At 73.6% G+C, this 13,627-nt stretch carries 14 protein-coding genes; 7 read left to right on the top strand and 7 right to left on the bottom strand.

From position 1 onward, the window contains the following. Window positions 1-6 precede the first annotated feature (6 nt). Window positions 7-660 carry an FMN-dependent NADH-azoreductase gene (locus CD790_RS12135; RefSeq protein ID WP_144383176.1) on the bottom strand — a complete coding sequence of 218 codons (654 nt, stop codon included), beginning with the start codon at window positions 658-660 and terminating at the stop codon, window positions 7-9. A gap of 229 nt (window positions 661-889) precedes the next feature. On the opposite strand from CD790_RS12135, the gene CD790_RS12140 reads away from it, so the two are divergent. The 4 genes from CD790_RS12140 to CD790_RS12155 all read left to right on the top strand — a co-directional run bounded on the left by CD790_RS12140 (window position 890) and on the right by CD790_RS12155 (window position 4,810). Beyond that, window positions 890-1,261 (top strand): helix-turn-helix domain-containing protein, encoded by a 372-nt coding sequence (locus CD790_RS12140; RefSeq protein ID WP_144383177.1) that lies wholly within the window; start codon window positions 890-892, stop codon window positions 1,259-1,261. 484 nt (window positions 1,262-1,745) lie between these two features. Further along, window positions 1,746-3,176 carry a DUF2252 domain-containing protein gene (locus CD790_RS12145; protein ID WP_144383178.1) on the top strand — a complete coding sequence of 477 codons (1,431 nt, stop codon included), beginning with the start codon at window positions 1,746-1,748 and terminating at the stop codon, window positions 3,174-3,176. Between the two features lie 227 nt (window positions 3,177-3,403). Next, complete coding sequence (locus tag CD790_RS12150; protein WP_313956500.1) at window positions 3,404-4,426, top strand: hypothetical protein; 1,023 nt, start codon at window positions 3,404-3,406, stop codon at window positions 4,424-4,426. 39 nt (window positions 4,427-4,465) lie between these two features. Beyond that, window positions 4,466-4,810 carry a rhodanese-like domain-containing protein gene (locus tag CD790_RS12155; protein WP_144383179.1) on the top strand — a complete coding sequence of 115 codons (345 nt, stop codon included), beginning with the start codon at window positions 4,466-4,468 and terminating at the stop codon, window positions 4,808-4,810. An 87-nt stretch (window positions 4,811-4,897) separates the two neighbouring features. Here CD790_RS12155 and CD790_RS12160 read toward each other — a convergent pair whose 3' ends face one another. The 6 genes from CD790_RS12160 to paaA all read right to left on the bottom strand — a co-directional run bounded on the left by CD790_RS12160 (window position 4,898) and on the right by paaA (window position 9,928). Beyond that, complete coding sequence (locus CD790_RS12160) at window positions 4,898-6,049, bottom strand: acyl-CoA dehydrogenase family protein (protein ID WP_144383180.1); 1,152 nt, start codon at window positions 6,047-6,049, stop codon at window positions 4,898-4,900. A gap of 289 nt (window positions 6,050-6,338) precedes the next feature. Beyond that, window positions 6,339-7,430: a 2Fe-2S iron-sulfur cluster-binding protein gene (locus tag CD790_RS12165; RefSeq protein WP_144383181.1), complete on the bottom strand. Its 1,092-nt coding sequence runs from the start codon at window positions 7,428-7,430 to the stop codon at window positions 6,339-6,341. Continuing rightward, window positions 7,430-7,927: a 1,2-phenylacetyl-CoA epoxidase subunit PaaD gene (gene paaD, locus CD790_RS12170; protein ID WP_144383182.1), complete on the bottom strand. Its 498-nt coding sequence runs from the start codon at window positions 7,925-7,927 to the stop codon at window positions 7,430-7,432. The genes CD790_RS12165 and paaD overlap by 1 nt, the downstream gene beginning before the upstream one ends. Further along, window positions 7,921-8,622 (bottom strand): 1,2-phenylacetyl-CoA epoxidase subunit PaaC, encoded by a 702-nt coding sequence (gene paaC / locus CD790_RS12175; protein ID WP_144383183.1) that lies wholly within the window; start codon window positions 8,620-8,622, stop codon window positions 7,921-7,923. Before paaC ends, paaD begins: the two co-directional genes overlap by 7 nt. Further along, the gene (gene paaB / locus CD790_RS12180; protein WP_260867507.1) at window positions 8,619-8,972 is read right to left on the bottom strand and encodes a 1,2-phenylacetyl-CoA epoxidase subunit PaaB; all 354 of its coding nucleotides are present in this window, start codon (window positions 8,970-8,972) and stop codon (window positions 8,619-8,621) included. The genes paaC and paaB overlap by 4 nt, the downstream gene beginning before the upstream one ends. Beyond that, a complete protein-coding gene (gene paaA, locus CD790_RS12185; RefSeq protein WP_144383184.1) occupies window positions 8,969-9,928 on the bottom strand; it encodes a 1,2-phenylacetyl-CoA epoxidase subunit PaaA in 960 nt (319 codons plus the stop codon). The genes paaB and paaA overlap by 4 nt, the downstream gene beginning before the upstream one ends. A gap of 184 nt (window positions 9,929-10,112) precedes the next feature. Here paaA and CD790_RS12190 point away from each other — a divergent pair, with 184 nt between their 5' ends. From CD790_RS12190 to CD790_RS12200, 3 genes are all read left to right on the top strand, one after another. Continuing rightward, window positions 10,113-10,775 (top strand): DUF5819 family protein, encoded by a 663-nt coding sequence (locus CD790_RS12190; RefSeq protein WP_222108239.1) that lies wholly within the window; start codon window positions 10,113-10,115, stop codon window positions 10,773-10,775. 506 nt (window positions 10,776-11,281) lie between these two features. Beyond that, window positions 11,282-12,796, top strand: a complete 1,515-nt coding sequence (locus CD790_RS12195) for an HTTM domain-containing protein (protein ID WP_260867508.1) — start codon at window positions 11,282-11,284, stop codon at window positions 12,794-12,796. Then, entirely contained in the window at window positions 12,793-13,545 is a 753-nt protein-coding gene (locus CD790_RS12200; protein ID WP_144383186.1) for an RNA methyltransferase, read from the top strand. Before CD790_RS12195 ends, CD790_RS12200 begins: the two co-directional genes overlap by 4 nt. Window positions 13,546-13,627 lie beyond the last annotated feature (82 nt).

Genomic DNA, 13,627 nt, shown 5'->3' on the forward strand with positions numbered 1-13,627 from the left:
GGGGGATCAGGCGGCGAAGCGGGCGGCGAGGCTCTTGGCCTTCGCGACGGCCGCCGCGTGGGCCTCCTCCCGGGAGGCGTCGGCGAGCGGGACGAGGTCGGCCATGGCCGGGACCGAGCGGGCCAGGGTCAGCTCGGGAACGATGAACTCGACCTCCAGGCCGAGTCCGCCGTTGAGCACCTTCTCCAGGTACGTGGTCACGAACTCGAAGCTCTCGCGCGGGGTGCCCGGGCCGTAGCCGCCGCCACGGCTGGCGACGACGACCACCGGGGTGCCGGCGGCGGTGGGGTTCTCCGTGCCGAAGGTGCGCCCGTTGATGATCACGTGGTCCAGCCACGCCTTGAGGCCGGACGGGATCGTGAAGTTGTACATCGGGGCGCCGATCAGCACCGCGTCGGCCTGCTCCAGCTCGCCGGCCAGCTCCTCGCGGAGCGCGAAGGCGGCCCGCTGCTCCGGCGTGCGCTCGTCGGGGCCTATGAAGCCGGCGAACGCGCCGTCGAAGGCCAGGTGAGGCACCGGGTCGGCGTGGAGGTCGCGGTAGACGACCCTGCCGTTCGGGTGCTGGGCCTCCCACTCCTTGCGGAAGGCGGCCGTGACCGACCGGGAGGCGGACCCCTCGGCGGGGAAGACGGACGAGTCGATGTGCAGAAGCGTGGGCATGCGGAGGGCTCCGTATCAGCTCGGTCGGGCCGGCTCGGGTCGGCTCGGGTCGGCTTGGGCGGGTTCGGCGGCGGGGAAGGTCGCCGTTCCGTCGGGTTCGGCGGCGGGGCAGTGCCGCCGTCGATCGGGTCCGGCGGCGGGGAGGTGCCGCCGTTCCGTACGTAGCTATTGATAACACAGCTACTTACTTTTTTATAGTCCACTACCTGGCGGCAGTACGCTGGTGTGCATGACAGACCGCGGCGCACACCCCGAGCAGACGTGCAAGAAGGTCGGGGACGACATGACGCGCGTCTTCGAGCTGTTCGGGAAGCGGTGGACCGGCCTGGTCGTGGCCGTGCTGTTGGAGCAGCAGGCGTACTTCGCCGACCTGCGGCGAGCCATCCCGGGGATCAGCGAGCGCATGCTGTCGGACCGGCTCGCCGAGCTGTCGGCGGCCGGCCTGGTCGTGCGGGAGGTGGACGCGGGCCCGCCGCTGCGGGTCAGCTACCGGCTGACCGAGGCGGGCCGGGCGATGGAGCCCGCGCTGCGCGAGCTGGGGCGGTGGGCGGAGACCTATCTGTCGAACGGCGGGGACTGCCCGGAGCGGTTCCGGCGCTGAGGACGTACGCGCTGAGGCTGTACGGCGCTGAGGCCGTACGGCGCTGTCTGCTGGCGGCCGTCGGCCCGGCAGCGGTCGCCCGTCCGTCGCCGTCCGTCGCCGGGGCGTCGCTGACCGCCGCCGTCTGCCCTCGACTGTCGCCGTCCGTCGTCGACTGTCGCCGTCCGTCGCCGCACGCCGCCGGACGTTGTCCACAGGCGGTTATCCACAGGATCTGACGGCTGCGGTGGAGCGGGGTACGGTCGTGCTCGGGTCGACGCTGATCTGCGGCCGGCCGGAGGAACGGGGGTGCGCGATGTCCGAAGCCATGCACGCGGGGGAGGCGGCGGGGCCGCCGGCGCGGTCCCTGGCGGGGGCCTCGGCGCGGGCGTCGGTCGCGGAGACGACCGCGGCATCGTCGGGGCCGGGGCGGCGCACCGCGGGTTCGGCGGACGGGGCATCGGGGTCACGGCCCACATCGACATCGGGGCCATCGGGGCCGGCGGTGGGGGTGCGGGCGGCCGACGGGCGGGAAGCGATCGCGCCCCGGCGGTTGCCCCATGTGCCGGGCTTCGCGCGCGAGCCCTACGGCGGGGTGCTGCGCCGGCGTGGCAAGGAGCTGCGGCAGCGGGTGCCGCGGGCCGCGCACCAGGAGCTGTCGATCGGTGCCGGGCGGCCGGACGCGGTCGCGGCGGTCGAGCAGTCCAGCGCCGGCCGGCTGCCGGAGCTGACCCCGATCCGGGTGGGCCGGATGGCGGCCTCCCCGTTCGCCTTCCTCCGCGGCTCGGCCGGGTTGATGGCGTACGACCTGGCGACGACGCCGGTCACGGGCGTGGGTGCCCAGCTCTGCGGTGACGCGCACGCCGCCAACTTCGGGCTGTACGGCGACGCGCGCGGCCATCTGGTCATGGATCTCAACGACTTCGACGAGACCATCCACGGCCCCTGGGAGTGGGACGTGAAGCGGCTCGCGACCTCGCTGGTGCTGGTGGGGCGGGAGGTCGGGGCGGACGCGGCCGCCTGTCGTACGGCCGCCTACGACATGGTCGGCGCGTACCGCCGCACGTTGCGGCTGCTGGCCAAGCTGTCCGCGGCGGACGCCTGGAACGCGATCGCGGACGAGGAACTCGTCTCGCACGCGGACGCCAAGGACCTCCTCGGCACGCTGGAGCGCGTCGCCGACAAGGCCCGGCGGAACACCAGCGCCCGCTTCGCCGCCAAGGCGACCGAGGCCGTCCCCGGCGCGGGCGCCGGGCGACGCTTCGTCGACGCGCCGCCGGTGCTGCGGCGGGTGCCGGACGCCGAGGCGGCGGCGGTCACGGCATCGCTCGGGCACTATCTGGACACGCTGCCGGAGGACCGGCTGCCGCTGCTGGCGCGCTACGCGGTGCAGGACGTGGCCTTCCGGGTGGTCGGCACGGGCAGCGTGGGCACGCGCTCCTATGTGGTGCTGCTGCTCGATCACCGGGGCGAGCCCCTGGTGCTCCAGGTGAAGGAGGCCCGGCCGTCGGCGTTGGTGCCCCATGTGGTGAAGGCCGGGTTCGTGGTGCCGGAGGTCTCCCACGAGGGGCGGCGAGTGATCCGCGGGCAGCAGCGCATGCAGGTCGTCAGCGACATCCTGCTCGGCTGGACGACGGTCGAGGGGCGGCCCTACCAGGTGCGGCAGTTCCGCAACCGCAAGGGCAGTGTGGATCCCGCCGCCCTCGCCCCCGCGGAGGTCGACGACTACGCGCGGATGACCGGCGCCCTGCTGGCCCGCGCCCACACCCACAGCGTCGACCCTCGGCTGCTCGCCGGGTACTGCGGCAAGAACGACGAACTGGACACGGCGGTGGCGACCTTCGCCGTCGCCTACGCCGACCGCACCGAGGCAGATCACGCCGAGCTCGTGACCGCGATCCGCAACGGTCGAATAGCGGCCGAGCCGGGCGTCTGACCGGGGCGTGGGCGCGTGTCCGGGCGGCCGGGTGCGGAGCAGCCGGTCCGGGCCCGGCGCGGGGGCGGCCCGTCACACGCGGGGTGGGCCGGTGAGCGCGGTGGGCCCGGCGCGCGGGGTGGGCCCGGCTTCCCTGCGCCGGTCGGGTGGCCGGGTAGGGCTGGGTCGGTGACCGGTGGGCGAAGCCGTTGACGTCCGGCGACGGTCGCCGGACGTAGGCTGTGCGGGTGACGAACCCGGAAGCGCAGCACGCCCGCCAGTCGGCCTCGGCCGCGGAGTCGCGGCCGGAGAACGAGACGGCGGCCGAGACGGCGCGGAACACCGCGGCGGAGCCCGCCGAGCCCGCCGAGCCGGCTGGGCAGCCCGCCGAACCCGAGCCCACCGAGCCCGCCGAGTCCACCGAGTCCGGGAAGGCGGCCGCGCGGTCCGCCGAGTCTGCCGACGAGGCGGCGGAGCCGGCGGGGGACGCGGAGCAGGACGAGGGCACACGACGGCTGGACAACGCGGTGCGGGCCGCGGAGCAGGCGCTGATCGAGTTCGAGATCGCGGTGGAGACCTTCAGGGTCGAGGTGGAGAACTTCTCCCGCCTGCACCACCAGAGGCTCGGCCCGATGTACTCGCGGCTGGACGAGCTCGACGCGCTGATCGCGGAGGCGGTCGCGGCACGCACCGGCGACCCCGAGGATCAGCGCCGGGCGCGGGAGGCGCGGGGCCTGGTGCTGCCGATGCCGTCGGTCGAGGAGCTGTTCCACGGCTGGATGGACTCCGAGGGGCTGTCCCCGGAGGCGACCGCGATGCTCACCGAGCAGCCGGTGCGGCCGCCGGCGCGGGTGCGGCCGAGTGAGGAGGCCCGGCGCCTCTACCGTGAGCTGGCCCGCAAGGCGCACCCCGACCTCGCGGAGGACGAGGGCGAGCGGCGGCGGCGCGGCGAGTTCATCGTGCGGGTCAACGCCGCCTATGCCGCCGGGGACGAGGGCGTGCTCCAGGCGCTGGCCGAGGAGTGGGCGGCGGGGCCGCGCCCGGCGGAGCGACGGCCGAGCCGCAGCGAGGAGCTGTACGCACGGCTGGAGTGGCTGGCCGAGCGCAAGGAGCTGTTGGCGGCGATGGCCGCGGAGCTGGAGTCCAGCGCCATCGGCGCCATGTTGAAGATGGCGCCGGAGGACCCGGACGGGCTGCTGGAGGAGATCGCCGAACAGCTGCTCGCCCAGGTCGCCGAGAAGGAAGCCCGCCTGGCGGAGCTGGTGGGTTAAGTTCCTCAGGTCCGAGGCGACGCGAGAAAGGTACGGATCATGCAGTTTGCCGGGGTGCCCGAGGTGGCGGCCGCCGAGGTGCCGTCCGATGGATTTCTGCTGGACGTCCGGGAGGACGACGAGTGGGCTGCCGGGCACGCCGAGGGAGCGCTGCACCTCCCGATGAGCGAGTTCGTGGCGCGCTACGGCGAGCTGACCGAGAAGGCGCCCGCCGATGGCACGGTCTATGTGATCTGCCGCGCGGGCGGTCGCTCGGCCCAGGTGGCCGCGTATCTGCTGCAGCAGGGCGTGGACGCGGTGAACGTCGGCGGCGGGATGCAGCACTGGGCGGCCGTCGGTCGACCGGTGGTGGACGCCGCGGGCGGCGCCGGCAGCGTCATCTGACCGTCCTCCGTCCCGTCTCGTGCGGTGCGCCGCCTCGGCCGTGCCGGTCGATCGCGTCCGTCGGTTGCCCGCGTTCGGACTGCCGGCTCAGCTCAGCGGATGGGTGGCGAGCAGCTCCCCCAGCGCCTCCTCATGGGCCGCGGCGGGGCCCAGCGACAGTTCCAGCTGCTTGGCCCAGGCGTGGTAGCGGTGGAGCGCGTAGTCGGTGACGGCGCCGAAGCCACCGTGGAGGTGTTGTGCCGTCTGCACCACGCGACGCACCCCCTCCGCGGCCCAGATCTTGGCCACGGCGACATCCGCGGCGAGTGGCAGCCCACTGCGGACGGCCGGTGTGTCCGGGCCGTCGGCGGAGAGCCGCCAGGCGGCCTGCCACAGGGTGGCCTCCATGGCGCGCAGGTCGATATAGCGGTCGGCTGTCTGGACGGCGACGGCCTGGAACGTGGCCAGCGGGAAGCCGAACTGTTCGCGCTTGCTGGTGTACCCGCTGGTCAGGTCCAGTACCGCCGATCCCACACCGAGCGCCAGCGCACAGGTGCCGGTGGTCAGCAGGAGACGCAGCCGCTCCCAGGCTCCGTCCGCCGTGATGACCTCGCGGCGGGTGACCCGTACGGCCTCCAGCCGGAGCCGGGCGTACCGCTCCCCGCTGGTGGAGGTCTGCTCCTCCAGGGTCATTCCCTCCTGGCCGCGGGGGACCAGGGCCAACACCGTCCGACCCGTGTCGGTGTGCGCCGGGAGCAGCACATCGTCGGCGCTCTGGGCCCAGGGGACGGCGGTCTGGACGCCGTCCAGGGTCCATGTGGCGCCGTCGTGGTCCGCCCGGACGGCGAGTTCCGCCGGATCGTGGCCGGTGCGGCCGTGGGCTGCGACGGTCAGCACGCGTTCGCCCCGCCCCGCGCCGGCCGCCACCGCCTGGCGTAGCTCCGCGCCGCCGTGGTGCTGCACGGTGAGCGCGGCGGCGCAGTGTTCCAGCAGAGGCACCCGGGCCAGGACCCGTCCGGCCTCCCGTAGCACCAGGCAGAGGGCGATGGGGTCCAGTCCGGCGCCGCCGTAGCGGGGATCGAGGGTGAGTGAGAGCAGGTCTGCCGCGGCGAGACGCCGCCACAGGAGGCGGTCGAAGTCCTCGGCCACCGCACCGCGTCCCCGGGCGGGGCTGGGAACGCCGTCCGGGTCGACGCCGGAGAGGACGGCTCGCGCCGCCTCGACGGCCGCCTGCTGCTCTTCGGTGAAGGTGAAGTCCACGTCTCGCCGTCCCCTCCGCGCACCCTGCCGCTCCGACGGTCAGTCAGGGAGCTCTTCAGCCCCATCTGACAGCCCGTCAAGATAGAACAGGTTCTAGAAGAAGGGAACGGTCCTGTGCGATGCCGGTGTCGGTGTCGGCGCCGACACCGGTGCGATGCATAGCGCCAGTGCGATGCCTGGCGCCGGTGCATCAGCCGGCCGTCTCTTTGGTGGCGTCCACCACTCGTCGGGCCGCCGCCGGCCGCCGCCGGCCGCCGCCGGCCGCCGCCGGCCGCCGGTCGTCGCGTCGTCAGCGGTCGAAGTCGAGCTCCACCTCCTCGCCCGCCGGATGGGACTGGCAGGCCAGCACATAGCCCGCCTCGACCTCGTCCGGCTCCAGCGCGAAGTTCCGATCCATCCGCACCTCGCCCGAGACCAGGAACGCCCGACAGGTCCCGCAGACCCCGCCCTTGCAGGCGTAGGGCGCGTCCGCGCGGTGTCGCAGCACCGAATCCAGCAGCGTTTCGCCGTCCTCGACGGGCCAGCTGCCGGATCGGCCGTCCAGGGTGGCGGTCAGCGTGGCGTGCACCGGGGGACCCGAGCGGCTCGGCGCGGGGGAGGCGCCGTCGTCCACATGGAAGATCTCCTGGTGGACGCGGCCGCGCGGCACGCCCAGAGCGCGCAACGCCTGCTCGGCGCCCTGCACCAGACCGTAGGGCCCGCACAGGAACCAGCCGTCCACCGATTCCACCGAAAGCAGCGTGGGGAGCAGCGTGGCCAGCCGCTCCTGGTCCAGCCGACCGGAGACCAGCCCGGCCTGCTGGTCTTCCCGGGACAACACGCTCACCAGCTGGAACCGGTCCGGCCAGCGGTCCTTCAGGTCCGCGACCTCCTCCAGGAACATCGTGGAGGCGGCCGTGCGGTCGCTGCGGATCAGGCAGAAGCGGGCGTCCGGCCGGGTGGCGAGCAGGGTGGCCGCCATCGACAGCACGGGGGTGATGCCGCTGCCGCCGACGATCGCGGCGAAGCTGCCCGCCCGCGGGGCCAGGGTGAAACGGCCGGCCGGAGGCAGCACCTCCACCACATCGCCGACCGCCAGCTCCTTGAGGGCGTAGGTGGAGAACTCGCCGCCGTCCACCAGCCGCACCCCGACCTGCACGGCCTCCGGCCCCTCGGCGCCGAGGACCGGGGTGCAGATGGAGTACGTACGGCGGACCTCCGAGCCGTTGGCCACCCGGCGGACCGCGATGTGCTGCCCAGGGGTGTAGCGGAAGGTCTCGCGCAGCTCGGGGGGGACGGCGAAGGTCACGGCCACCGCGTCGGCGGTCAGGCGGTCGACCGCCGTCACCCGCAGCGGGTGGAAGGCGCCGTGGTGGACCGCGGCGGTCGAGGTGCGGGCCATCACAACTCCTTGAAGTGGTCGAACGGTTCGCGGCACGTCTCGCAGCGGCGCAGCGCCTTGCAGGCCGTGGAGGAGAAGCGGCTGAGCAGCGCGGTGTCGGTGGAGCCGCAGTGGGGGCAGCGGATGGCCAGCGCCAGCGGCACGGGGCCGTGTGCGGGGCCGGTGGGGCGCGGTGGGGATATCCCGGACTCGGCCAGCTTGCGGCGGCCCTCATCGGTGATGGCGTCCGTGCTCCAGGGCGGCGAGAGCACGGTGCGCACCTCGATCTCGGCTATGCCGTGGTCGTGCAGCACCGTCTCGATGTCGGCGGCCATCGTCTCGATCGCCGGGCAACCGGTGTAGGTCGGGGTGAGCTCGACCTCGACCCGGCCGGCTGCCAGCATCCGCACGCCCCGCACCACGCCCAGCTCGGCCAGCGTCACCATCGGCAGCTCGGGGTCGGGCACCGAGCCCGCCAGCTCGAGCAGCCTCGCCTCCAGGGGGGTCGTGGTCACCATGTCGCCCCCGGGTGGCTGCGGTGCAGATGCTGCATCTCGGCGAGCATCCGGCCGAACGACTCGGTGTGGATGCCCTGGCGCCCGCCGCCCGCCGTCCAGGCGGTGTGCCGCGGCCCCTCGGGGAGCGAGAGCGTCGCGCGCGCCAGGACGTCGCCGATCCGGGTCAACCAGCCGTCGTGCAGCGCGGTCCAGTCGACCTCGCACCCCTCGACGGGTTCGAACAGCTCGCCGGTGAACCGCCAGAGCGCCTCCAGCCCGGCGCGCATCCGCTCATGGCTCTCCGCCGTGCCGTCGCCGAGCCGCAGCGTCCAGTGCTCGGCGTGGTCCCGGTGGTACGTGACCTCCTTGACCGCCTTCGCGGCGAGCGGGGCGAAGGGACCGGAGCCGGCGGCCAACTGGTCGTAGAGCAGCTCCTGGTAGGTGGAGAAGTACAGCTGGCGGGCGATGGTGTGGGCGAAGTCCCCGTTGGGCTGCTCCACCAGCTGGAGGTTGCGGAAGGCCCGCTCCTCGCGGAGGTAGGCCAGTTCGTCCTCGTCGCCGGCCATGGACAGCAGCACCCGGGCCTGTCCGAGCAGGTCGAGGGCGATGTTGGCGAGGGCCACCTCCTCCTCCAACACGGGGGCGTGGCCGGCCCACTCCCCCAGCCGGTGGGAGAGCACCAGCGCGTCGTCGCCCAGGGCGAGTGCGGCGATCACAGGTGACGCACCCCCTCCGGGATGGCGTAGAAGGTCGGGTGGCGGTAGGGCTTGTCGGCGGAGGGCTCGAAGAAGGGATCCTTCTCGTCCGGCGAGGAGGCGGTGATCGCCGTGGACGGCACCACCCATATCGAGACGCCTTCGGAGCGACGGGTGTACAGATCGCGCGCGTTGCGCAGGGCCATCGCCGCGTCCGGGGCGTGCAGACTGCCGGCATGGGTGTGGCTGAGTCCGCGCCGGCTGCGGACGAAGACCTCCCACAGCGGCCAGTCGGCCGGATCGCCGGCCGCCTCCGGGCGGGTGTCCGGCTGTCGCGCATCCGCGGGGTGCGTGTTCGCGCCCGTGCTCATGACCGTGCCTCTCCGTGCTTCGCGGCGTAGGCCGCGGCCGCTTCGCGCACCCAGGCGCCTTCCTCATGGGCCCGGCGGCGCTGGGAGAGCCGCTGCTCGTTGCACGGGCCGTTGCCCCGCAGCACCTGGCGGAACTCGTCCCAGTCGATCGGGCCGAAGTCGTAGTGCTCGCGGGTCTCGTTCCACCGCAGGTCCGGGTCGGGCAGCGTGAGGCCCAACGCCTCGGCCTGGGGCACGCAGATGTCGACGAAGCGCTGGCGCAGCTCGTCGTTCGAGTGGCGCTTGATCTTCCAGGCCATGGACTGGGCGGAGTGTGCCGACTCGTCGTCCGGGGGGCCGAACATCATCAGCGACGGCCACCACCAGCGGTCCACCGCGTCCTGCGCCATGGCGTGCTGCTCCTCGGTGCCCTGGCTGAGAGCCAGCAGCAGCTCGAACCCCTGGCGCTGGTGGAAGGACTCCTCCTTGCAGATCCGGACCATCGCGCGCGCGTACGGCCCGTAGGAGCAGCGGCACAGCGGCACCTGGTTGGTGATCGCCGCGCCGTCCACCAGCCAGCCGATGGCGCCGACATCGGCCCAGGTCAGGGTGGGGTAGTTGAAGATCGAGGAGTACTTCTGGCGGCCCGCGTGGAGCTTGTCGAGCAGCTCCTCGCGGCTGGTCCCCAGGGTCTCGGCGGCGCTGTACAGATACAGGCCGTGGCCTGCCTCGTCCTGGACCTTGGCGATCAGGATCGCCTTGCGGCGCAGTGAGGGCGCGCGGGTGATCCAGTTCGCCTCGGGCTGCATTCCGATGATCTCGGAGTGGGCGTGCTGCGCTATCTGCCGGACCAGCGACGCCCGGTACTCCTCGGGCATCCAGTCACGCGGCTCGATGCGCTCCTCCGCGGCCAGCGCGGCGTCGAACACCGCCTCATACGCCGCGGTGTCCGCGGCATCCGCCGCCATCGTGGTCATGCGAAGCCCCCTCGCTGCCGGGCGACCGGCCGACCAACCGACCGATCGTTCGGTTCAATGGTGAGCCGAGGGCACGTAGGGTGTCAACCCTGTGGATAACTCGGGCCCGCTGGGCCTGGTGGGTCCCTGTGGGTACCGTTCCGGGGGCGTACAGGTCGGGCCGCACGGGGATCGGGGCGGGGATATGGAGCCGGAAGCCGGGAAGCCGGGTGGCGTGGCCGGGCTCTCCACGCCCGCGCAACTGATCGTCGCGGTGGCGGTCGCGGTCGTCGCGGTGGCCGCGGTGGTGCACGTGGCCATGGTCTTTCTGCACGTCGCTCCGCCCAACACGGCCAGCAAGCAGCACGGCGACCTGATCGACGAGTACGTCTACCCCGAGTTCGAACAGAACTGGAAGCTCTTCGCCCCCAATCCGCTCCAGCAGAACATCGCCGTCCAGGCGCGCGCCGAGATCCGCACCCGTGACGGCGGGACCGCCGTCACCGACTGGGTCGATCTGTCCGCCCAGGACGGCGCGGCCATCCGGCACAACCTGCTGCCCAGCCACATGCAGCAGAACGTGCTGCGCCGCGCCTGGGACTTCTACGCGGGCTCGCACGACGCCAAGGAACAGCCGGTGACCGAGCGCGCCCTGCTCTTCGAGAGGTATCTGCGGCGGATCGTGATGTACCGCCTCGGGGCGAAGGAGGAGGGTGGCACGGTGGAGCGGGTGCAGGTGCGTTCGGTGACCACGCCGGTCGCCCCGCCGCCGTGGAGCGACGAGAAGATCAACACGAAGCCGTTCCACCGGGTCCTGCCCTGGTGGCCGGTGACCGAAGCCGACCTGCCGGAAGGGACGAACCGGTGACCGACCCCGCCACTCCCGCCGGCGCCCCCGACCCCGAGACGGACCCGGCGATCGCCCCGGCCGCTCCGCACGCCTCCGCCTTCCCCGCGGGCTCCGGCGCCGCGGACTCCGGGGCCGCCGACTCCGGGGCCGATGCCGGGACAGGCCCGGCGATCGCCCCGGCCGCCCCTGCGGACTCCGGCGGCCCCGCGGACGCGGGCGCAACAGAGCTCGGGGTCGGGTCGACTCGCGACCCCGCCGGCGCGGCGGTCACCTCTGCTCCCTGGTCCGGGCTGCCCAAGCCTGCGCTCGAGCGTGATCCCGAGCGCGAGGCGGGTCCCGCGGGCGGCGCGGGGCGGGCGGCACCAGCCGTGCCGTCGCCGGCGCCCGCCCTGCCGCCGTCGCCTGCCGTGCCGCCGCCGGCGCCCGCCCTGCCGCCGTCGCCTGCCGTGCCGCCTCCGCCTGCCGTGCCGCCGTCCGCCGTGCCGCGGCAGGGCGGTGCGGGTGTCCCCTCCAGGAGCGGTGCCATGGTGCCGCCGCGGAGCGGTGCCACGGTGCCGCCGCAGGGTGGTGGCGGCGTGCCGTCCCGGGCGGGAGGCCCGGCGGATCCCGGTGTCCCTCCGGGCTCCGCGGCGCCCGCCGGGGTCGCGGCCCGCTCCGCTCGGTCGTCCGTCGCCGCCCGCCTGAGTGCGCCGGTCGAGGCGGCCTTCGGGCGGGGCCTCGCGCGGGTCACCGGCTCCGCGCTCGGCCCGTACCAGACCGCCGTCATACGCATCGGATTCGCGTTCACCTGGTTGGCCTTCCTGGTGCGCGAGTGGCCGCACCGGCGCCAGCTGTACGGGCCGGACGCCCCCCTGGACTGGGACATGGCCCGTCAGGTGCTGGATGCCAACCACGCCTTCAGCGCGCTGATGTGGTCGAGCGGCACGCTGTGGTTCGAGCTCGTCTACGGCCTGTCGCTCGCCTCCAGCGCGCTGCTGCTGCTCGGCTGGCGCACCCGCACGATGTCCGTGCTCTTCATGGTCGGTGTGCTGTCGCTGCAGAACCGCAGCATCTTCATCGGGGACGGCGGCGACAACGTCGTCCATCTGATGGCGACCTACCTGGTGCTGACGCGGTGCGGCCAGGTCTGGTCGCTGGACGCGCGCCGCGCGGCCCGGCGGTCCGGGCGGGAGCGGGAGGGCCGGCTTCCACGCGACAGGGTCGGCATCGTGCTCTGGGCTGCGACCGGAGTCGCGCTCGCCATGGTCCACCTCGGAACCGACGCCGACCTGGCCTGGGCCGCCCGCGGCCCGCTCCCGGGTCTGGGCTGGGCCGCGGTGCTGTGGGGCCTGTGGCTGGTGCACGCGGTCTGGTGGCTGGTACGTCGGTACGCGCCCGGAGAGCCGCGCCTGGTCCTGGACGCGCTCGCGAACGTCGTGCACAACGGCGCCTTGCTGGTGATCATGGCCGAGGTGTGTCTGATCTATGCGACCGCCGGCTGGTACAAGATCCAGGGCAGTCGCTGGCAGGACGGCACCGCGCTCTACTACGCGCTGCACCTGGACTACTTCTCCCCCTGGCCCGGCCTCGCCGACCAACTGGCCGACAACGGTCTGCTGGTGATGGCGCTGACGTACGGCACCGTCGCCGTCCAGGTCGCCTTCCCCTTCACGCTCTTCAACCGGCGTGTGAAGAACGTCCTGCTCGCCGTGATGGTGATGGAGCACATCGGGATCGCGATCGCCCTGGGCCTGCCCTTCCTGTCTCTGGCGATGATCGCGGCGGACTCGGTCTTCCTTCCGACGAGCGCGCTGCGCTGGCTCGGGGGCCGCGTCCGGCGGATACGAGACCGGCTCCTGCCCGGCCCCGCGGCGACCACGCCCGACGTGTCGGGGACGGGTGCACCGGGGACGGGTGCGCCGCGGACGGGTGCGCCGGAGGTGGAAAGTGCCGCGGACGGGCGTGTCCGAAGGGGCGTGACCGCGGCGGTCGTGCCGCCCAGGTGGAGCGAAGGCCGCGAGTCGGCCGGTGACGGCCATGGCCGTAGGCTGACGAAGTGACCGACCACGAAGCCGCGCGTGCCCTTCGGCAATGGCGCGAGGCCGCCCCCGACGCCGTGTTGCTCGACGGCTTCCACGCTCTGAAGCACGCCCTCCGCTTCGGGGCGGACATCCGGTGCGCGATCACCAGCGACAAGGAGTCCGTGTTGGCTCTGGCCGCCGGGCTGGCCGAGGACATGACGGGCGCGTTCGACGACCGCGTGGTCGAGGTGCCGAAGGAGGCCCTGCGCGAGCTGGTGCCCAAGGGGCACGCCACCCAGGTCGCCGCGCTGGCGACCCGCCGCGCCCGCGTGGACAACCGGCAGGCGCTGGACCGGCGCCCCAGGTCCGCGCCGATCGTGGTGTTGGACAACCCCCGCAATCTCGGCAACGTCGGTGCGGTGGTCCGGCTGGCCGCCGGCTTCGGGGTCACCGGGGTGGTCACCACCGGCGACCTGGACCCCTGGCACACCAACGCGGTGCGCGCGGGCGCCGGCCTCCACTACGCCACCGCCGTGGAGCACGTCGACCGTGACGCGCTGCCCGCCGGTCCGCTGTACGCCCTGGACCCGGAGGGGGAGGACATCCGATCCGTCGTCCTCCCCGACGACGCGCTGCTCGCCTTCGGCTCCGAGCGGCACGGCATCTCCCCGGAGCTCCGCGGTCGGGCGGACCGGCTGCTCTCGCTCCCCATGCGGCCCCAGGTCTCCAGCTACAACCTCGCGACCAGCGTGGCCATGACGCTCTTCCACTGGGGAGGGCCGCGCTAGCCGGCGGGACGACCGCGCCAGCCGGCGGAGAGACCGCGCCGGCCGCTGTGAGGGACCGCGCCGTCCGGCCTTGGCGGACCGG

This window comes from Streptomyces sp. SAJ15 (assembly GCF_007595705.1).
Lineage (GTDB): Bacteria > Actinomycetota > Actinomycetes > Streptomycetales > Streptomycetaceae > Streptomyces.